The sequence below is a fragment of the Actinoplanes sp. CA-015351 genome, assembly GCF_050955685.1.
GTDB lineage: Bacteria > Actinomycetota > Actinomycetes > Mycobacteriales > Micromonosporaceae > Actinoplanes.
Window position 1 is genome coordinate 1,695,911 of sequence record NZ_CP192102.1, and the last position, 19,830, is coordinate 1,715,740.

The following is a 19,830-nucleotide window of genomic DNA, read 5'->3' on the forward strand; positions in this document are numbered from 1 at the left end:
TCACCGCCCCCGGGACTCGTACGACGTCGGCGTACGCCCGTCACGGGTGTCGTACGGGTTGCGGGCCCGGTCGTGCGGGAGCGGCAGCCGGTGCACGATCTCCGACACGATCGTGTCGGTGGTACGCCGGTTCAGCTGGGCGTCGGCGGTCGGGATGATCCGGTGGGCGAGCACCGGAACCGCGAGCGCCTGGAGGTCGTCCGGTAGCACGTAGTCGCGGCCTTCGAGCGCGGCCACCGCCTTGGCGGTACGCAGCAACTGGAGGGTCGATCGGGGCGACGCGCCGAGACGGATCTCCGGAGCCTCCCGGGTCGCGGTGACCAGGGCGATCGCGTACTGCTGGACGGCCTCGGCGGCGTGCACGTCGCGAGCCGTGGCGATCAGCCGGCGGACCATCGCGGCGTCGGTGACGGCGCGCAGGTCGGTCAGCGGGTCGTGGTCGCCGTGGCCGCTGAGCATGGCGAGCTCGGCGCGCGGGTCCGGGTAGCCCATCGCGATGCGGGCGGTGAACCGGTCACGCTGCGCCTCGGGAAGAGGGTAGGTGCCCTCCATCTCGATCGGGTTCTGCGTCGCGATCACCATGAACGGCGCCTGCAGTTCGTATGTGGTGCCGTCGACGGTTACCTGCCGCTCCTCCATGCATTCCAGCAGCGCGGACTGGGTTTTCGGCGAGGCCCGGTTGATCTCGTCGCCGACCACCAGGTTCGCGAAGACCGCGCCCGGCTTGAACTCGAAGTCGCGCGTCTCCTGGTTGTAGACGCTGACTCCGGTGACATCACTGGGCAGCAGGTCAGGCGTGAACTGAATGCGGCGCACCGAGCAGTCGATGGACCGGGCGAGCGCCTTGGCGAGCTTGGTCTTGCCGACGCCAGGCACGTCCTCGATCAGCAGGTGCCCCTCGGCGAGCAGCACCGCGAGCGCCAGCCGCACCGTGGCGCTCTTGCCCTCGATGACCTGCTCGATGTTGGCCATGATGGCCTGCGTCGCGGTGGCGAACTCGGCGTTCGTCAGCGGGCCTGCCGGCTCGCCCCAGGTCGGCGTTGTCACGGGCCTCCTCCAAGTCGTTATTACCCCCTGGGTGAATATCACCCACCGTCAAGGGGCATCGAAGGTTGCGGGCACCCAGCGGCCGTGGGCCTCCGGCGCTCGCCGCCCGTCCCCACAGGTTAGCCCCGCACGTGCACATCGCCGAAAGGCCTGATCGAGACCGATTCGAGATAAAGAAACGGTCGCCTGTGGACAGCTCCGGCTATTTCGCCCGTCGGGATACCGGTCGCCGTGCGTGACGGGCGGCGGGTATCATCCAACGCATGGCTCGGTCCGTTCTGCTCCTTAGCCGGCCGTGCTGATCCGTTAAGACGGACCAGGCACGGCGCCCCCTCCTGCGTGAGGGGCTTTTTTATGCCCTTCAGCTCCCTGTTCGACAAGAAGAGCTGCTGAAAGACGAGATGGTGAAGATGAGCGAGACCGAGACCCCGCCGTTCCGTTACACCGCCGCGCTGGCCGGCGAGATCGAGCTGCGCTGGCAGGCCTACTGGGCCGAGAACGGGACGTTCCAGGCACCCAACCCGGTCGGCGAGCTGGCCGACCCGGCCCACCCGCGTGCCGGAGCACCCAAGCTGCACGTGCAGGACATGTTCCCGTACCCGTCCGGCGCCGGCCTGCACGTCGGGCACCCGCTGGGGTACATCGGGACCGACTGCTACACCCGCTTCCAGCGGATGGCCGGCTTCAACGTGCTGCACCCGATGGGCTTCGACGCGTTCGGCCTGCCCGCCGAGCAGTACGCGGTGCAGACCGGCACCCACCCGGCGGTCACCACGGCCGCCAACGTCGAGCGGTACAAGCACCAGCTGCGCCGCCTGGGTCTGGCGTACGACGAGCGGCGCTCGTTCTCGACGACCGACCCGGAGTACTACCGCTGGACCCAGTGGATCTTCCTGCAGGTCTTCAACTCCTGGTTCGACCCTTCAGTCCAGAAGGCGCGGCCGATCAGCGAGCTGATCGAGCTGCAGGAAAGGACGAACCCCGATTGGGCGGACATGTCGCCCACTGATCGCCGGACGCTGATCGACGGTCACCGGCTGGCGTACATGAGCGAGGCCCCGGTCAACTGGTGCCCCGGTCTGGGCACCGTGCTGGCCAACGAGGAGGTCACGCCGGACGGCCGCAGCGAGCGCGGCAACTTCCCGGTCTTCAAGCGCAGCCTGAAGCAGTGGATGATGCGGATCACCACGTACGGTGACCGGCTGGTCGACGACCTGGACACGCTGGACTGGCCGGAACCGGTCAAGCTGATGCAGCGCAACTGGATCGGCCGCAGCCGGGGCGCGCACGTCGACTTCCCGGTGGGAACCGACAAGATCACCGTCTTCACCACCCGCCCGGACACGCTGTTCGGCGCCACTTACATGGTTCTGGCGCCCGAGCACGAGCTGGTCGACAGGATCGCACCGGGCGCCTGGCCGAACGGCACGAAGGACGTCTGGACCGGCGGTTACGAGAGCCCCGCCGAGGCGATCACCGCGTACCGGGCTCAGGCCGCCGCCAAGACCGAGGAGGAGCGGACCGCCGACGGCAAGGTCAAGACCGGCGTCTTCACCGGCGCGTACGCGGAGAATCCGGTCAACGGGGCACGCATCCCGGTCTTCATCGCCGACTACGTGCTGGCCGGTTACGGCACCGGCGCGATCATGGCGGTCCCCGGCCAGGACGAACGCGACTGGGCCTTCGCGGAGGTCTTCCAACTGCCGATCATTCGTACGGTCGAAGCGCCTGAAGGTTTTGAAGGTGCTTTCACCGGAGATGGACCGGCGATCAACAGTGAGTGGCTGGACGGCAAGGAGGTTGCCGAGGCGAAGGCCGCGATGATCGCCTGGCTGGAGGAGAACGGCAAGGGTTCCGGCGCGACCACCTATCGGCTGCGGGACTGGCTGTTCAGCCGGCAGCGGTACTGGGGCGAGCCGTTCCCGATCGTGTACGACGAGACCGGCCTGCCGATCGCGCTGCCCGACTCGATGCTGCCGGTAGAGCTGCCCGACGTGGACGACTTCTCGCCGCGCACCTTCGACCCGGAGGATGCGGACACCGAGCCGGAGACGCCGCTGTCCCGCAAGAAGGACTGGGTGCAGGTCGAGCTGGACCTGGGCGACGGGCCGAAGATGTACACCCGCGAGACCAACACGATGCCGCAGTGGGCCGGCTCCTGCTGGTACGAGCTGCGCTACCTGGACCCGCACAACGACGAGAAGCTGGTCGATCCGGCGAACGAGGCGTACTGGATGGGCCCGCGCTCGGCCGGCGACAGCGGTGGCGTGGATCTGTACGTCGGCGGTGTCGAGCACGCCGTGCTGCACCTGCTGTACGCCCGCTTCTGGCACAAGGTGCTGTTCGACCTGGGCCACGTCTCGTCCTTCGAGCCGTTCCGCAAGCTGTTCAACCAGGGTTACATCCAGGCGTACGCGTTCCGCGACGCCCGCGGTGTCATCGTGCCCGCCGATGAGGTCGTGGAGCGCGACGGTCAGTACCACTACGGCGACTTCGTGGTTAACCGCGAATACGGCAAAATGGGCAAATCGCTGAAGAACGTGGTCACCCCCGACGAAATGTGCGACCAGTACGGCGCCGACACGTTCCGGGTCTACGAGATGGCGATGGGCCCGCTGGACGTCTCCCGCCCCTGGGAGACCCGCGCGGTCGTCGGTTCGCAGCGCTTCCTGCAGCGCACCTGGCGCCTGGTCGTCGACGAGGAGACCGGCGCTTCGCGCGTCTCCGACGCGCCGCTGGACGTCAAGTCCCGCAAGGTCCTGCACAAGGTCATTGCCGGGGTACGCGAGGACATGGCCGAGCTGCGGTTCAACACTGCGATCGCCAAGCTGATCGAGCTGACCAACACGCTGACCCCGCTGCCGACCGTCTCCCGCGAGGCGATCGAACCGCTGGTCCTGATGCTGGCGCCGTTCGCGCCGCACATGGCCGAGGAGCTGTGGGGCAAGCTGGGCAATTCAGGCACACTGGCGTACGCGGACTTCCCGGTCGCCGACCCGGCGCAGCTGGTGGCCGACTCGATCACGTACCCGGTGCAGGTCAACGGCAAGGTCCGCGGCCGTGTCGAGGTCTCGCCGGAGACGGATGAGGCCGAGGTGCGGGCGGCGGCGCTGGAGGCCGTGGCGGAGGTTCTGGGCGGGCGCGAGCCCAAGAAGGTCATCGTGGTGAAGGGCCGCCTGGTCTCGGTCGTGATCTGAGACCGCACCGGCTTTTGACTGGCCCGCCGCATATTTATGCGGCGGGCCTTTCGATGGGGACTTGAGCGTTTCTTGACCCTTTGGGGCGGACTCGACCTTCGCCATTTGTGGAGCGGTAGTGGGTTCGGGGTGGCGTCGTGTTTTCTCGGTGCGAGGTGCCGCGTTCGGAGATCTTGTGCGGCTTGGTCGGCTTGATCGGCTTGGTCGGCTTGTGCGGCTTGATCGGCTGATCGACCACAGGTGCACGAGTTTGCGGGACGGCCGTCTGCGGCATGGCGGTTCAGGGTGGTTTGAGAGCGCTGTGGTGACGCTTTGCCACGGCAAGCGGGTGGACAGTGTCGAATCTTGGAGACTCGTGGGTGTTCTATGCCCTGTTGTTCTATGCCCCTACGGGTCTCCGAGGTTCGGCCAACGCGGTGCTTGGTTCCGAGGTGGTGAGCGCGGTGGTGCCCGGTTCCGACGTGGTGAGCGCGGTGCTTCACAGTTCCGAGGTGGTGAGCGCGGTGGTGCCCGGTTCCGAGGTGGTGAGCGCGGTGGTGCCCGGTTCCGAGGTGGTGAGCGCGGTGGTGCCCGGTTCCGACGTGGTGAGCGCGGTGCTTCGCCGATCTTGTGGACTTCGGCGAACCGTTTGCGCGTAACTCCGCAAGATCGGCTGGACCTCTTCGATCTTGTGGAGTTATGCGGACACGTCTTCGGGGAACTCCACAAGATTCAAGCCGAGCGGAGCATAGTGCGGGGCGGGCGGAGCGGGGCAGAGCGCGGGGCGGGCGGAGCGGGGCAGAGCGCGGGGCGGGCGGAGCGGGGCAGAGCGCGGGGCGGGCGGAGCGGGGCAGAGCGCGGGGCGGGCGGAGCGGGGCAGAGCGCGGGGCGGGCGGAGCGGGGCAGAGCGCGGGGCGGGCGGAGCGGGGCAGAGCGCGGGGCGGGCGGAGCGGGGCAGAGCGCGGGATGGGCGGAGCGGGGCTGTGCAGAGCGGCCGCGCTGGGAGGCAGTCCTGCTTGCTTGTGCAGGGGTTGCGCTGCCACGTGAACCTTGAGCGATCTTCGACATCATGGGGTGCAGGATCACTCAAGATCTCGTGAGGGCGTCGCCGGTCGCGGTCGAAGGCCGGCCCGCCGCGGCGATCTTGAGCGATTGCGGTCCCTCTGAGGTGCAAAATCGCTCAAGATCCGTGCAGCTCCCATCGCACGGTCCGCCTTGCCGGGGGCTCACGGTGGGCGCCGGGCTGGGCGTGTTGGGGGCTCACGGTGGGCGCCGGGCTGGGCGTGTTGGGGGCTCACGGTGGGCGCCGGGCTGGGCGTGTTGGGGGCTCACGGTGGGCGCCGGGCTGGGCGTGTTGAGGGCTCACGGTGGGCGCCCGGCTGGGCGTGTTGGAGGCTCACGGTGGGCGCCCGGCTCGGCGTGCTGAGGGCTCACGGTGGGCGCCCGACAACGCTGAGGCCGCTAAGCGCGACGACAGCAGCCCCCGGCATGCGGCGAATGGGAAAGCGGAACGTCAAACCACCGCCGGCGCTGCCACACGGCACCCGGCATAAAGCTGGTGGGAGAAGCGGCCCCTCAGGCCATCACCGGCGCGACGACGACGGCGGCTGCTGCGGCTGCTGCGGCGGCGCGGCGGGAGGTGTAGCGCCAGCGCAGGACGATCGCGGTCGAGATGGCGAAGCCGATGGCGGCCGGGGCCAGGGTTGCCGCGTTCATCGAGCCCGGGGCGGCCACCGCCGCGCCGATCACCGCGTAGGTCACCGTCGACGGGATTGCCGCGATCGTGGTGCCGAGCAGGTAGCGCTTGCGGCAGACGCTGGTCGTGCCGTACGCGTAACCGACCAGGCCGAACGGGGCCAGGGGCAGGAAGCGGACCAGCAGGACGGCCGAAAGACCGCGGCGGTTCAGCCAGCCGTCCAGACGGTCCAGCTTGCTGCCGGCGCGGGCTTTCAGGGCGCCGCGGCCGGCCCAGCGGCCGGCGTAGTACGTCGCCGTCGCCGCGATGATCGCCGCGGCCAGGGCTGCCAGGGCGCCGGTTGCGGCGCCGAGCAGGAGGCCGCAGAGCAGCGTGATCATGGTGCGGGGGACCAGGACCGACAGCAGGAGGCCGCCGACCACCGCGACGGCGGCCGGCGCGACCGCGCCGAGGGTCTCGACGCTGTCGCCGATCTCGCGCAGCGGGAGCGTCGCTGCCGCGATCGCCAGGGCCCCCACCACGCCGCCGAGTGTTCCGAAACGGATGAGACGGCGCTTCCAGCTGATCGGAGCGTCCTGAGGGTCCGCGGAGTTCGTCACTACGCCCCGCGGGGCGATCAGGATGTCGGTCATGCAGGCGTACCGCCCCAACTGTCGTCGGTTCCCGAACAAAAAATCAGACCGCGCTTGCTGCTTCCAGCCGTTCCTGCCGGAGCCGGTCGGCCCAGGTGTCATCCAGGGGCGCAAGCCTATCCGCGCCTGTTGACCAGCGCAGTAGCAGATCGGCTATAGCTGGGTTGCGAGCGAGCGCCGGTCCGTGTGAGTACGTTCCGAGAATCTTCCCGGCCCATGCTCCCTCGGTTTGGCCGTCGTTGCCCACTCCCGCGGTGACTCGCGCCAGGGGAGCCGCTTGCGCTCCCAAGTGGGTACGCCCACCGTGGTTCTCGAATCCGGTGAGAGGCGGCAGCCCGAGTCGCGGGTCGATGTCGCCTCGCAGTTCGCCGACGGCCCGGGTGACGCCCCGGTCCGAAGAGATGTCCAGCAGTCCCAATCCCGCGCACTTGGCCCCCTTCGCGAAGAACGAGTGGCCGAACAGCTGGTAACCGGCACAGATGGCCAGAACCGCGGCGCCCTGGTTGACCGCGCGGTGCAGACCGCCGTCGGTGAGCAGCCGCTGGGCCGCCAGCGCCTGCGGCCCGTCCTCGCCGCCACCGATCAGGTAGATGTCAGCGGAGGTCGGCATCTGCTGGTCGGAGCGGACCTCGTAGGTCTCCACCGGGATGCCCCGGGCGGCCGCGCGATGGGCCAGGATCGACAGGTTGCCCCGGTCGCCGTAGGTCGAGAGCAGATCGGGGTAGATCCACACGATCCGCAGAGACTCAGTTGACACGGTCCAACTCCGCTCGGATGTCCTGGAACGCCGTGTAATTGGCGATCACTTCGAGGCGGCCTGGCGGAACGGCCCGCAGCGCCTCGTCGAAACTGAGTACGTGCCGGAACGGCACCTGGTTCACCTGGAGCCGGACGGCCAGGTCGTACGCGCGGTCGCCGGTGATCAGCACCGGGCGGTTGCGCAGGGGCGCGAAGTCGACGTCGTACAGCCATGAGGTGTCGAAGCCGTCCGGGTCGCGGGCGTTGATGGACAGCAGCGTCGGCGCCTGCTCGGCCATGTCGAACGCCTCCAGCCAGCTCGCCGGGTTCTTGGCGAGCAGCAGCCGGATGTTGCGGCCGTCCCGGTCGACCTGGGCGTACCGGCCCGCGATGGACGTCACCCGGGCCAGCCGGGGCAGCGCCTCTATCGGGCGTACGCCGAACTCGGCGGCGACGGCGAGCGCGGTGGCCGCGTTGCCGATGTTGACCTTGCCGGGGAGCTGGAGCTTGACCAGGTGCCAGTCACCGCGCGGGTCGATCACGCCCTCGTCCTCGACCGACCAGTTGGCCCGGGGGCGGCGCAGCGGGCAGCCGGTGCACCACCAGTCGCCGTTGGCCCGCTCGATCGGGTGGCCGCTCTCCGGGCAGACGAACGAGTCGTCGAGCCAGCGCTGGCCGGCGCTGAACCAGGTGACCTGGGAGCTGCCGCTGGCCGCCCAGACGACCATCGGGTCGTCGGCGTTCGCCACCACCTTGATGTGCTGCTGGCTGGCGAGCGCGGTTTTCCACAGCTGCGCCATCATCGACACCTCTTTGGCCCGGTCCAGCTGGTCCCGGGAGAGGTTGAGCAGCGCCACGATCTTGGGCCGGGTGGCCTCGATCACCTGGGCCAGGTAGTGCTCGTCGACCTCGAGCACGGCGAACGGGGTGTGACCCTCTTTCGCCAGCGCCGAGGTGTGGCCGGTCGGCATGTTCGCGCCGAACGAGTTGGTGGCGACCCGGCCGAGCACGCCGACGGCGGCCGCGGTGAGTCGAGTGGTGGTGGTTTTACCGTTGGTACCGGAGACGAGCGCCACAGCCCGGCCGGAAGAAAGGTGAGCCAGGAGGTCCGGATCGATCTTGAGGCCGATCCAGCCCCCGATCACCGAACCGTCGCCGCGTCCCGCGGCCCTGGAGAGCGCCGCAGCGGTCTTCGACGCGGTGGTCGCGACCTTGGCGATAAGAGGCATCTTCCCGTCCGTCACGCCAGCGAGGGTACCGGACCGAAAGGTTACGTCCAGTTGCCGACCGGTCAAGATCGCGTGCGACTTGTGTTTGTGCCGGTCTCGTCGTTTTGACCAAGGATCCGGTGGGAGTGACGACTAATTGTGTGTTCTGTTTCACCCGTAACTCTCGACTGATCGTGATCAGGTGACCGCTTTGAGTAATGGCATTTGTCTCCTCCCGGTAACAAACTGGACATCAACAAATGTGCCAATCACTCTGCGTCACATTTTCGGGGCTAACGATCACGCGGACGGTCAGGTACCAAGGGTGAGCCGGCGGCATCCGCTCGCCGGCTCGTACCAGCCTGGCTAACGCCGAGCCCTGCCCCGAGCTGGATGGTGCGACCGCAGGAACACCGGAACACCGAACAGGCATCTGGGGGCAGGGACGGGGGACCCATTTACGGTCCGTCCCGCGCCGCGGCTCCACGCGGCGATCACGGGACGACCTTGGGGTGAAGTCGCCTCGGCGACCGGGCACACCTTCCCGCCCGAACCCGACAGCTAACCTCGCAGGCGTGCCGGAGGGAATTCTCAACCGTGCACGAACTTCGTTCGCGCCATGGCCGCCGCAACTCCTCGCGCGCTGCCGGCACTGTCGCACTGTCTCTGGGTCTCTGCCTTTGCGCCGGGCAGCTGGTCACCGCGTCACCCGCCGCGGCCGCCAGCACCACACCGGTCATCAAGGTCGCCAGCACCACCACGGCTTCGGCCGCGGCGGCGACGGTCACGCCCAGGCTGTCTGCCAAGGCCAACACCCGGAACCTGAAGTGGGGTTCCACCCTCAAGGTGACCGCCAAGGTCATCGACCCGCGTACCGGCAAGATCGCCAAGGGCACGGTCCGTCTGCAGGGCTATGTCGGTGGCAAGTGGCGTACGTGGGACACCGAGAAGGTCAAGAACCAGAACGGAACGGTCACCCTCAAGTACGCGCCGAAGAACACGTACAAGGTACGGACGATCTTCAACGGCTCGGGCTACAAGACGGTGACCACCGTCAAGACCACGGTGAAGGTCCGGGCCAGCGGCGCCAAGATCCTCGCCGAGGCCAAGAAGCACAAGGGCGCTCTCTACAAGTACGGCGCGTCCGGCCCCAAGCGTTTCGACTGCTCGGGGTTCACGAAGTACGTCTACAAGAAGGCAGCGGGCAAGTCGCTGCCGCACAAGGCGAACTCGCAGCAGAGCTACGGCAAGAAGGTCGCCAAGAGCAACAAGCAGATCGGCGACCTGATCATCTTCCGGAACGGCTCGTACGGGTACCACGCCGGCATCTACGCCGGTAACGGTTACATCTACGACTCGCCGCACACCGGCGCCCGGGTCGGCAAGCACAAGATCTGGAACTCGAACTACGTCGTGCGGCGCCTGGTCGCCTGATCGCGACCGTGTCATTGGCGCAGCAGCGCAGTAAGTAAGGAAAGACCGGCGGCGGCATGGTGGTGCCGTGGCTGAGATCACGCCTGTGGGGTGTGGCCCGTTCCTGGGTCACGCCCCACAGGCGTTTCTCCTTCGGTACGCGTTGCCGAAAGGCCTCCACTGTGCTCCACCGGAGGCCTCCCTTTTCCTCCACTCAGGTGGTTGAGGGGCCGCTCCCACACTGTGAACGTGGAGATATCGGACCTGTTGTGCTCGATGTCGGAAACCAGACCCCGTTGATCATGGTTGCGCCCTCCACTTCGGCCCACCGCCTTTGACCAGGAACTACGTCCGCGAAAAGGGCTCGCGAGCGACCTCATTCGGGTTGCAGGTGGAGGGAAGTGGAGTAGAGTGGGGCGCAGTGGCAGGGCCGAGGAACCGACCTGGGACTGCCGGCCCGAGTTGACAGGCGAGACCGTTCCACCGCGAAGGGACGCGACGCCAAGGCAAGGGGGGTTGAGCCGATGTTCCTCGGCACACACACCCCGCGCCTGGACGAAAAAGGCCGGCTGATCCTCCCGGCGAAGTTCCGTGATGAGCTGGCGGGAGGTGTCGTGATCACCAAAGGACAGGAACGCTGTCTGTACGTGTTCCCGATGCCGGAGTTCCAGCGCATCGCCGGTCAGCTGCGTGAGGCGCCGGTGACGAACAAGGCGGCCCGGGCTTACAGCCGGGTGTTCTTCGCCAGCGCGCACGACGAGGTTCCCGACAAGCAGGGCCGGGTCACCATCCCGGCGCACTTGAGGGAGTACGCGAGCCTCGGCCGCGACCTCGTGGTGATCGGTGCCAGCACTCGCGTCGAGATCTGGGACAAGCAGTCCTGGGACGACTACCTCATGGCGAGCGAGGAAGACTTCGCCGACATCGAGGAGGGGGTGCTGCCCGGCGGACTGTAAGGCGTGGCACCTCGGTGGGCCGCTGTGCGGTCCGGACGCCACTGCCGCCGTACTGCGAGATCTCCAGCCGCTCCCGCTCCTGGCGCCTCTTCCCCGGCGCCAGGCGCGTGTCCGGGGTCGGCCTTCCTGTCAGGGAAAGGCCCGCACGGGACAGAGCGGATGGGGATCTGGCGGTACGGACTGGCGGCCGGGCCGGCAAGAACGGCCGAAGTTGAAGGCAATACCAGGGTGCGACGTGTTCGGGCAGGGCTATGGGGGTCAATATGGGGGAGCCGCGAGGCACACATGTGCCGGTGCTGCTCGAGCGCTGTCTTGAGCTGCTCGCCCCGGGTCTCACCTTGCCGGGCGCCGTTCACGTCGACTTCACGCTGGGTCTTGGCGGGCACGCCGAAGCAGTCCTGGAGCGGTACCCCGATGTGATCCTCATCGGACTCGACCGGGACACCGAGGCGCTCGCTCACGCACGTCACCGCCTGATCCGTTTCGGCGATCGCACCCACCTGGTGCACGCCGTCTACGACGAGCTGCCGCGGGTTCTCGGCGAGCTCGGCATTCCGGCGATCCACAGCGGACTGTTTGATCTCGGTGTCTCCTCGTTGCAGCTGGACGAGGCGGACCGCGGTTTTGCGTACTCGCAGGACGCCCCTCTGGACATGCGGATGGACCAGTCGCGAGGTGTCACCGCCGAGGACGTGGTCAACGGGTACGAGCCGGGTGAGCTGGTTCGCATCCTCCGGCAGTACGGCGAGGAGAAGTTCGCGCCGCGGGTGGTCTCGGCGATCGTGCGGGAACGGCAGAAGGTCCGGATCACCTCGACGGCGCGCCTGGCCGAACTGGTGAAGGACGCGATCCCCGCCGCCGCACGCCGAACGGGTGGAAATCCCGCAAAAAGGACCTTCCAGGCACTACGCATTGAGGTCAACGCCGAACTGGACGCTCTTGAGGGTGCGGTTCCGGCTGCTTTGGATGCGTTGGCGGCCAAGGGCCGGCTTGTGGTGATGAGTTATCAATCGTTGGAGGACAGGATCGTGAAGCGCGCCCTTGCCGCGAGGTCGCGCAGCACCGGGCCGATCGACCTTCCGGTCGAGCTTCCCGGTACCGGTCCGACGCTGAAGCTGCTGACCCGGGGGTCGGAGCTGCCCAGCGAGGCCGAGGTGGCGGAGAACCCGAGGGCAGCCTCGGTGAAACTGCGCGCGGTGGAGCGGTTGGACGAGCAGGACCAGGCATCGGGGACCGGCCGCGAACGGCCCCGACTGTCAACGCGCGGGAAACAAGGGCGGTTACGCCCGGGGGCGAACGAGGGGGAGGGGTGAGCATGAGCGAGCGATACGACGCGCCGCGGTCGGGGGGCCGTGCGGCGTCCCGTGACACGGGCACCCGGGGGGTGAACCGGACCAGCCGCGGCCGGGAGACCGAGCCGGTACGCACAACGCGTCGCAGCAAGCCGGAATCCGACGGCACCGCAGCGCTCGCACTCGAGGTGACCGAACTGTCGGTGACAGCGGCCGAACCGTCCACCACCGGCCGTCCGCGGCTGTGGGTGGCGCCGCCGCTGCCGATGCGGGCGCCACGGGCGACGTTCGCCGCGTCCGTGATCGCTCTGGTGCTCGTCGGTGTGCTCGGCATCCTCCTGATCAACACCAAGACGATGGAGCAGTCCTTCCGGCTCAACGCGCTCCAGAAGGAGCAGGCCGCCCTCGACAAGCAGCAGCAGAGCCTGGAGCAGCAGCTCATCCAGGCGTCCAACCCGGGCAACCTGCACGCCGCTGCCCGTCGGCTCGGCCTGGTCATGGCGGAGTCGCCGGCGATGATCCGGCTTCCGGACGGCAAGATCAGCCGGATTCCGACGCCGGGTCGCGGCCAGCCGGGCGTCACCGCTCAGGGCGGTCTCAAGGCCGGTACCGCTACCTCGGGCGCCGGGCAGTAGGCGACCATGTCGCCGCGAGCAGACGACGAGACACCGCGCCGGGGTACGCAGCCCCGGCGCGGTTCGTCGCGGGACCTCCCCGCCGAGGAGCCCGAGGAGAACCCGGGCCGCCGTGGCCGCTCCAGCATCGGTGACGCCCGTGCCTACACCCCGCGCGGACGGACCGTGGCCGAGCGGGGCCGGGCACCGCGTTCCGGGCGGAACACCGACCCGTTCCGGCCGGCTCTGCAGGTCCTGGACGGCGGCGAGACGCCGGCCCGGACACGCGGCCGAAAGCCGGCGCAGGATCAGGACCCGGCGCAGGACAAGGGCCCGGCACAGGACAAGGGCCCGGCGGCGGCCAGGACCAAGGACTCCGGCCGGCGCACTGAGCCGGCGCCGCGGGCCCGCGAGCGCAAGCCGGCCGGCGGCGACACCGAGCCGCGTACTCGTGGCCGTGGTGACGGTTCTCGCGTTGCCCAGGACGACGGGGCCGGTGGACGCCGGACTCCGCGGGACCGTGCTGTCCCCCGTACCCAAAAAAGGCCGCCCGCGCGGCCGAGACGGCCGGAGAAAAGGGTGGCGGCCGAGCCGCCGAAGCTCGCGAGCGGCACCCGCCGGCTGCGACTCGGCACGGTGCTGGCGCTCTCCCTCTTCGTCACCATCGGCGTGCGGCTCGTGGTGCTGCAGGTCGCGACGTCCCCGGACGAGGCCGCCAGTCTGCTCGCACTGCGGGAGCGGCGGCTGAGCACGGTCGAGCTTCCGGCGCCGCGTGGCAGCATCCTGGACAGCTCCGGCGCCGTGCTCGCGCACAGCGTCGAGGCGCGGTACGTCTACGTCGACCCGGAGAACGCGAAGCTTCAGAAGAAGATCCCGGAGGTCGCCGCGAAGCTGGCACCGCTGCTTCGTGTGCAGCAGTCCAAGCTGATCGAGCTGATGCAGCGCAAACAGTCACTGGGTGGCTGGCTGAAGTTCCGCTATCTGGCCCGCGGTGTGGACGTGGCGGTCGCCGACAAGATCGAGGGCATGGGGTTGCCCGGCATCTACACGCACAGCGATGAGCGGCGTGACGTGCCCGGCAAGGACCTCGCGGCGAACCTGATCGGCTTCACCGGCGACGACCACCACGGTCTGGAAGGCCTCGAGGCACGGTACGACGAACTGCTGCACGGCACCGACGGCAAACGGGTCTTCGAGGTCGGCAAGGGCAACCTGGGCGCGCCGATCCCGGGCGGGTACGAGCAGTTCACCGCCGCGAAGCCGGGCAACTCGCTGCAGCTCACCATCGACCGCGACGTGCAGTACGAAGTACAGCGGATCCTCGACGCCGAGGCGGAGAAGAAGAAGGCGACCGTGGCCGGCGCCGTGGTGCTCGACGCCCGGACCGGCGAGGTGCTCGCCCAGGCGAGCTACCCGGCCTACAACGCGGCGAAGCCGGAGGATTACGACTCGCAGGAACGGATCGACGTGCCGACAAGCGTCGTCACCGATCCGGGCTCCAGCCACAAGGCGTTCATCTTCGGTGCGGCCCTGCAGGAGGGGCTGATCACGCCGGACTCCACGCTCAAGATCGGACCCGGTCTGGAGCGGGGTGGCGAGCCCTTCAAGGACACCCACCCGATGGACAAGGGCACCGAGATGACCATGCCCGGTCTCCTCGCGCTCTCCTCCAACGTCGGCACGATCCTGATCGGGGACATGCTCGGCAAGGACAAGATCTACGAGTACCAGCAGAAGTTCGGGCTCGGCTCGGCGACCGGCGAGGGCATGCCGGGTGAGGCCGAGGGCCTGCTGCTGAAGCCGGAGGAGTGGAGCGGCTCGGCGTCCGGTTCGGTGCCGATCGGCCACAGTGTCTCGGCCACGCTGATCCAGATGGCGGCGGCGTACGCCGCGATCGCCAACGACGGCACCTACATCCAGCCGCAGCTGATCAAGTCGACCATCTCCGGTGTGGACGGCAAGGTGACCCCGGCCGCCGATCCGGAGACGCACAAGGTGCTCGATCCGCAGGTCGCCTCGCAATTGCGGACCCTGATGGAGGCCGTGGTCGACACGAAGGGCGGCACCGGTGGCGCCGCCGCGGTGACCGGCTATCGGGTCGCCGGCAAGACCGGCACCGGCAAGATGCTCATCGACGGGCAGTACACCAGTCACAACGCCAGCTCGTTCATCGGCATGGCGCCCGCCGACAACCCGCGGTACGTCATCGCGGTGTCGATGGACGTCGCCACCGGCAGCGGTGGCGAGGTGGCGGCGCCGGCCTTCAGCGAGATGATGTCCTACACGCTGCTTCATTACCGTGTGCCACCGTCCGGTACGAAGCCACCGACCTTCAAGATCCATCCATGAACCCATGCCGCATGGCGTTGACGGGAACCTGTGCGGCACCGGGTAGGGTCTGACGCCGTGTCAGGCATTCCCCGACCCGTGAACGTCACGCCGGTCCCGTTGAGCCAGCTCGCAGAGCTGATCAGCGTGGATGCGGCGGGCGGTGACATCGATGTCACTGGGGTCACTCACAGTAGCGGGGCCGTGCGCCCCGGCGACCTTTACGCCGCGCTTCCCGGTGCGAACCGGCATGGCGCCTCATTTGTCGCGTCCGCTGCCGCGTCGGGGGCGGTGGCTGTCCTGACCGATTCTGATGGGCTGGCGCCGGCGCTCGAAGCCGGCCTGCCCGCGCTCGTCATCGACGATCCCCGGGCGGTGCTCGGTGCGGTTTCGGCGGCGATCTACGGGGAGCCGTCGCGGCGGCTCACCATGATCGGCGTGACCGGAACGGCGGGCAAGACGTCCACGTCCTATCTCGTGGAAGCCGGGCTGCGTGCGGGCGGGCTGGTCACCGGCCTGGTCGGGACGGTGGAGACGCGGCTCGACGACTTCGTGGTGAAGAGTGTTCGGACCACTCCGGAGGCGACTGATCTGCAGGCGATCCTCGCTGCGGGGGTCGAGCGCGGGGTGACCGCTGTGGTGATGGAGGTTTCCAGTCACGCTCTTGTCATGGGGCGGGCTGACGGGATCGCTTTCGCGGCTGCCGGATATACGAATTTCGGGCAGGATCACCTGGATTTCCACCCGACGTCCGAAGAGTATTTCGCCGCCAAAGCCCGGCTTTTTGATGGCCGAGCGGCTGTCGAAGTTCTTAACTACGACGACGACGCGGTTATGCGCTTAAATAACGAAAAATCGGTCACTTACTCTGCTTCAGGAAATGCCGGGGCGACCTGGTGGGCCTCTGATGTGCGGCCGGCTGCTTTCGGCCAGCTCTTCACCGCCCACGGCCCGGACGGCGTCACCGTCGAGACCGGAGTGGCCCTTCCCGGGCTTCACAACGTCGCCAACGCGCTGCTGGCCCTCGCGCTGCTGTCCGGGGCCGGCATCGACCCCGTGGTCGCCGGCGAGGGAATCCTGGCGTGCAAGGGCGTGCCCGGCCGGCTCGAACAGGTCGACGCTCCCGGCGAGATCCTCGGTGTGGTCGATTACGCACACAAGCCGAACGCGATCGTGGCCGCCCTCGCGGCGCTGCGCGAACTCGCCGGCGCGCGGGGCGGGCAGCTGATCTGCGTGATCGGCGCCGGTGGGGACCGGGACAAGGGCAAGCGGCCGCTGATGGGTGAGGCCGCCGCGCACGGTGCGGACCTGGTGATCGTCACTGATGACAATCCGCGTACCGAAGATCCTGGGTTGATCCGGGCCGCCGTGCGTGAGGGCGCTCTGTCGTCTGCCGGCGCAGCCAAGGTCATCGAGATCGGCGGGCGGCGGGCGGCGATCGACGAAGCCGTGAAGCTGGCGTCCGCCGGTGACGTGATCGCGGTGCTGGGCAAGGGCAACGAGCAGGGCCAGGAGGTCGGCGGCGAGGTACTGCCGTTCGACGACCGGATCGAGCTGGCTGCCGCTTTAGGAGGCCGTTCATGATTGCCATGACTCTGGGCGAGATCGCCACGATCGTCGGTGGGCGGGTGTCGCCGGCCTCTTCGGCGGATGCCGTCGTCACCGGTGGAGTGGAGTACGACTCCCGCAAGGTCGGCCCCGGTGGCCTCTTCGTCGCCTTCGAGGGTGAGAAGGTGGACGGTCACTCGTACGCCGCCGGTGTTGTCGCCGCCGGTGCCGCCGGTGTGCTCGGCACCAAGGAGACCGGCGTGCCGACGGTCGTCGTCACCGACCAGCTGGAGGCTCTTGCCAAGCTGGCCCGGGTCGTCGTCGGCCGGCTGGACAAGCTGACCGTCGTCGGGCTCACCGGGTCGTCGGGCAAGACGACGACCAAGGACTACATCGGGCAGCTCCTGGCCCGTCTCGGCCCGACCGTCGCTCCGGCCGGATCGCTCAACAACGAGCTCGGGTTTCCGTACACGGTGTTGCAGGCGACCGACGAGACCCGCTTCCTGGTGCTGGAGATGGGCGCCCGGGGTGTGGGGCACATTCGCTATCTGACCGATATCGCCCGCCCGCGGATCGGCGTGGTGCTCAATGTGGGCGCGGCGCACATCGGCGAGTTCGGGTCGGTGGAGGGCACCGCTCTGGCCAAGGGCGAGCTGGTGGAGTCGTTGCCTGCCGACGGGGTGGCGGTGCTGAACGCTGATGATCCGCTGGTCGCCGGGATGGCATCGCGGACGTCGGCGCGGGTTGTCCGCACGGGGGAGTCGGCGGCTGATGTGCACGCCGCCGATGTGACCGTGGACGATGCGGGACGAGCCACATATTCACTGAAATTTGGCGGAAAATCGGGAGAAGTCCGATTGGCCGTTGTTGGCCGGCACCAAGTCTCCAACACCCTGGCCGCCGCCGCCGTGGCTCTCTCCGCCGGGATGGACTTCGACGATCTCACCACCGCCCTCGGTGAGGTGGGCATCGTCTCCGGCCGCCGGATGGACGTCTTCCAGAATCCGGCCGGCGTGACGGTCATCGACGACTCGTACAACGCCAACCCCTCCTCGACGTCGGCCGCGCTGCGCGCCCTCGCGTCGATGGGCGCCCAGCGCCGCACCACCGCTGTCCTCGGTTTCATGGCCGAACTCGGCGAGTACGAGATCTCCGGGCACAACGACGTCGGCCGGCTCGCCGCCGAACTCGGTGTGGACCGGCTGATCGCGGTAGCCGGGAACGCCCGTCCGATTCTGGACGGCGCGGCTACCGTGAGCGGCTGGAGCGGTGTCGCGTACTTCGCCGCCGACCAGGCCGCCGCCATCGAGATTCTGCAACAGGACCTGCGCGCCGACGATGTCGTGCTGGTCAAGGGTTCCCGGTACCGGACATGGGACGTCGCCGACTGGCTGCGTCTCGGGGAGGTTCAGCCCACGTGAGGGCAGTCATCGTCGCGGCCGCGGTCGCCTTTCTCATCTCGCTGTTCGGCACCCCGATCGCGATCAAGGTCTTCTCGGCGCTCAAGGCCGGACAGCCGATCCGCACCATCGGCCCGCAGAGCCACCTCGGCAAGCGGGGCACCCCCACGATGGGCGGCGTGGCGTTCATCCTTGCCACGGTTTTCGCGTACGTGGCAGGGCACCTGGCGCTGACGACCCTGCCGGACCGGCAGATCGCTCAGGAGAAGCCGACCATGACCGCGCTGGTCCTGCTCGGCCTGTTCGTCTTCTGCGGCGCTGTCGGCTTCCTCGACGACTTCCTGAAGGTCCGCAAGAAGAACTCGGACGGTCTCAGCGCCAAGGGCAAGCTCCTCGGCCAGCTGCTGATCGGTACCGGCTTCGGCATCGCGGCGCTCTACTTCCCGAGCACCAACGGGCAGACCGTGGCGAGCGAGCACATCTCGTTCATCCGCGATGTCAGCTGGCTCGACGTCGGCAAGGTCGGCTCGGTCATGGTCTTCGTCTTCGTCATCATGGCGATGTCGAACGGCGTGAACCTCACCGACGGACTGGACGGTCTCGCCACCGGTGCGTCGATCCTGGTGCTGGGCGCGTACTCACTGATCGGCTTCTGGCAGTACCGGCACTGGTGCGGTGACGACAACTACCGCGGCACTAGCGCGCTGACCGAAGCGCACTGTTATCAGGTCCGCGACCCTCTGGAGATCGCGATGATCTCCGCGGCGGCAGCTGCGGCGTGCGTCGGCTTCCTCTGGTGGAACACCAATCCGGCCCGCATCTTCATGGGCGACACCGGCGCGCTCGCCCTCGGCGGCCTGATCGGCGGCCTGGCGGTGGCCACCCGCACGACGCTGCTCTCGGTCATCATCGGCGGCCTCTTCGTCATCATCACGATGTCGGTGGTCATCCAGATCATCTCGTTCAAGACCACCGGTAAACGTGTGTTCCGGATGTCACCGCTCCAGCACCACTTCGAACTCGCCGGCTGGAGCGAGGTCAACATCGTGGTCCGCTTCTGGATCATCGCCGGCATCTGCGCCGCCATCGGCCTGGGCCTCTTCTACAGCGACCACCTCGCGGTCATGGGCTGAAACCCCTTCTTGGGTACGCGTAACCGCCGCCCCGCCCCTCGGCCGCGCTCCAGCACCGGCCGGAGGTCAGCGTGTTGACTTGGGGTGCGATTCGCACCTCAAGTCGACACGGACGGCTCGTGTGCGGTGCGCGTGTCGAGTTCGGGTGCGGACGGACCTCAACTGGTCTCGCAGATTCCACCCCCGTTGCGGGTGTAGCCACACCCGCAACGGGTGTAACGCTCAAGGCTGATATCCGCCGGAGACGACCAGCCTGACCCACCCCGCAGTTGGTTAGCCGCGTCCTGGCACCGTCTGCCTGCGGCGAAGTGACCCTTGATTGGCTGGGCTTGGAATCAGCATGAGGTTAGGCGGCCCTGCCCGGCTTGATGGGCAAGACCACCGGTCTCGAGCGGCTTCCCGCCCGCCAGAGCAAGGCCCACGACCGCACAACCGGGCCCGTGTGTCGACTGAGGGCGCAGTGACTGAGGGCGCAGTGTGTTGACGGAGGCCGCAGTGTGTTGACGGAGGCCGCAGTGTGTTGACTTAGGGTTCAATCCGCACCCAATGTCCACACGCAGGGCACGGAACGGCTGCCGGTGTCGGCGTCAGGTTCGAATCGCACCCGAAATCAACACGCGGCGGGTTGCGGTGGTGCCGACCGGCGGAG

Annotated in this window: 14 protein-coding genes and 1 riboswitch; of the genes, 10 read left to right on the plus strand and 4 right to left on the minus strand. The window is 68.3% G+C overall.

Annotated features, from left to right (window positions below; translation table 11 throughout):
• Complete coding sequence (locus tag ACQP2E_RS07810) at positions 1 to 1,047, minus strand: AAA family ATPase (RefSeq protein WP_111648774.1); 1,047 nt, start codon at positions 1,045 to 1,047, stop codon at positions 1 to 3.
• Positions 1,048 to 1,448: 401 nt separating this feature from the next.
• Between ACQP2E_RS07810 and leuS the strand changes: the two genes are divergently transcribed.
• Both leuS and ACQP2E_RS07820 read left to right on the plus strand, forming a co-directional pair.
• Entirely contained in the window at positions 1,449 to 4,244 is a 2,796-nt protein-coding gene (gene leuS, locus ACQP2E_RS07815; protein WP_433829317.1) for a leucine--tRNA ligase, read from the plus strand.
• Between the two features lie 416 nt (positions 4,245 to 4,660).
• Positions 4,661 to 4,882 carry a hypothetical protein gene (locus ACQP2E_RS07820; protein WP_433829319.1) on the plus strand — a complete coding sequence of 74 codons (222 nt, stop codon included), beginning with the start codon at positions 4,661 to 4,663 and terminating at the stop codon, positions 4,880 to 4,882.
• A gap of 916 nt (positions 4,883 to 5,798) precedes the next feature.
• Here ACQP2E_RS07820 and ACQP2E_RS07825 read toward each other — a convergent pair.
• From ACQP2E_RS07825 to ACQP2E_RS07835, 3 genes are read right to left on the minus strand one after another with little or no spacing between them, the layout of a single operon-like run.
• A complete protein-coding gene (locus tag ACQP2E_RS07825) occupies positions 5,799 to 6,551 on the minus strand; it encodes a TVP38/TMEM64 family protein (protein ID WP_433829321.1) in 753 nt (250 codons plus the stop codon).
• Positions 6,552 to 6,594: 43 nt separating this feature from the next.
• Positions 6,595 to 7,308, minus strand: coding sequence for a type 1 glutamine amidotransferase (locus ACQP2E_RS07830; RefSeq protein WP_111648771.1), 714 nt, complete (start codon positions 7,306 to 7,308; stop codon positions 6,595 to 6,597).
• On the minus strand, positions 7,298 to 8,518 hold the full coding sequence (locus ACQP2E_RS07835) for a MurT ligase domain-containing protein (protein WP_433833832.1): 1,221 nt from the start codon (positions 8,516 to 8,518) through the stop codon (positions 7,298 to 7,300). Before ACQP2E_RS07835 ends, ACQP2E_RS07830 begins: the two co-directional genes overlap by 11 nt.
• A 388-nt stretch (positions 8,519 to 8,906) precedes the next feature.
• A riboswitch (cyclic di-AMP (ydaO/yuaA leader) is annotated at positions 8,907 to 9,088 on the plus strand.
• Positions 9,089 to 9,094: 6 nt separating this feature from the next.
• Here ACQP2E_RS07835 and ACQP2E_RS07840 point away from each other — a divergent pair.
• The 8 genes from ACQP2E_RS07840 (at position 9,095) to mraY (ending at position 19,181) form a co-directional block, all read left to right on the plus strand.
• Positions 9,095 to 9,931, plus strand: a complete 837-nt coding sequence (locus ACQP2E_RS07840) for a C40 family peptidase (RefSeq protein WP_433829324.1) — start codon at positions 9,095 to 9,097, stop codon at positions 9,929 to 9,931.
• A 503-nt stretch (positions 9,932 to 10,434) separates the two neighbouring features.
• Positions 10,435 to 10,866, plus strand: coding sequence for a division/cell wall cluster transcriptional repressor MraZ (mraZ, locus tag ACQP2E_RS07845; protein WP_111648770.1), 432 nt, complete (start codon positions 10,435 to 10,437; stop codon positions 10,864 to 10,866).
• A 251-nt stretch (positions 10,867 to 11,117) separates the two neighbouring features.
• Complete coding sequence (rsmH, locus tag ACQP2E_RS07850; protein ID WP_433829326.1) at positions 11,118 to 12,179, plus strand: 16S rRNA (cytosine(1402)-N(4))-methyltransferase RsmH; 1,062 nt, start codon at positions 11,118 to 11,120, stop codon at positions 12,177 to 12,179.
• A 2-nt stretch (positions 12,180 to 12,181) separates the two neighbouring features.
• Positions 12,182 to 12,793 carry a hypothetical protein gene (locus ACQP2E_RS07855; protein WP_433829328.1) on the plus strand — a complete coding sequence of 204 codons (612 nt, stop codon included), beginning with the start codon at positions 12,182 to 12,184 and terminating at the stop codon, positions 12,791 to 12,793.
• A 6-nt stretch (positions 12,794 to 12,799) separates the two neighbouring features.
• Positions 12,800 to 15,121: a penicillin-binding transpeptidase domain-containing protein gene (locus ACQP2E_RS07860; protein ID WP_433829330.1), complete on the plus strand. Its 2,322-nt coding sequence runs from the start codon at positions 12,800 to 12,802 to the stop codon at positions 15,119 to 15,121.
• Between the two features lie 57 nt (positions 15,122 to 15,178).
• On the plus strand, positions 15,179 to 16,684 hold the full coding sequence (locus tag ACQP2E_RS07865) for a UDP-N-acetylmuramoyl-L-alanyl-D-glutamate--2,6-diaminopimelate ligase (RefSeq protein WP_433829332.1): 1,506 nt from the start codon (positions 15,179 to 15,181) through the stop codon (positions 16,682 to 16,684).
• The gene (locus tag ACQP2E_RS07870) at positions 16,681 to 18,069 is read left to right on the plus strand and encodes a UDP-N-acetylmuramoyl-tripeptide--D-alanyl-D-alanine ligase (RefSeq protein ID WP_433829334.1); all 1,389 of its coding nucleotides are present in this window, start codon (positions 16,681 to 16,683) and stop codon (positions 18,067 to 18,069) included. Before ACQP2E_RS07865 ends, ACQP2E_RS07870 begins: the two co-directional genes overlap by 4 nt.
• The gene (gene mraY / locus ACQP2E_RS07875; RefSeq protein ID WP_433829336.1) at positions 18,066 to 19,181 is read left to right on the plus strand and encodes a phospho-N-acetylmuramoyl-pentapeptide-transferase; all 1,116 of its coding nucleotides are present in this window, start codon (positions 18,066 to 18,068) and stop codon (positions 19,179 to 19,181) included. Before ACQP2E_RS07870 ends, mraY begins: the two co-directional genes overlap by 4 nt.
• Positions 19,182 to 19,830 lie beyond the last annotated feature (649 nt).

What these genes read in the sequence shown, in the direction of transcription:
- leuS (WP_433829317.1), top strand. Translation starts at nt 1,449, where the DNA reads ATGGTGAAGATGAGCGAGACCGAGACCCCGCCGTTCCGTTACACCGCC.
- ACQP2E_RS07825 (WP_433829321.1), bottom strand. Translation starts at nt 6,551, where the DNA reads ATGACCGACATCCTGATCGCCCCGCGGGGCGTAGTGACGAACTCCGCG.
- ACQP2E_RS07835 (WP_433833832.1), bottom strand. Translation starts at nt 8,518, where the DNA reads ATGCCTCTTATCGCCAAGGTCGCGACCACCGCGTCGAAGACCGCTGCG.
- mraZ (WP_111648770.1), top strand. Translation starts at nt 10,435, where the DNA reads ATGTTCCTCGGCACACACACCCCGCGCCTGGACGAAAAAGGCCGGCTG.
- rsmH (WP_433829326.1), top strand. Translation starts at nt 11,118, where the DNA reads ATGGGGGTCAATATGGGGGAGCCGCGAGGCACACATGTGCCGGTGCTG.
- ACQP2E_RS07855 (WP_433829328.1), top strand. Translation starts at nt 12,182, where the DNA reads ATGAGCGAGCGATACGACGCGCCGCGGTCGGGGGGCCGTGCGGCGTCC.
- ACQP2E_RS07860 (WP_433829330.1), top strand. Translation starts at nt 12,800, where the DNA reads ATGTCGCCGCGAGCAGACGACGAGACACCGCGCCGGGGTACGCAGCCC.
- ACQP2E_RS07870 (WP_433829334.1), top strand. Translation starts at nt 16,681, where the DNA reads ATGATTGCCATGACTCTGGGCGAGATCGCCACGATCGTCGGTGGGCGG.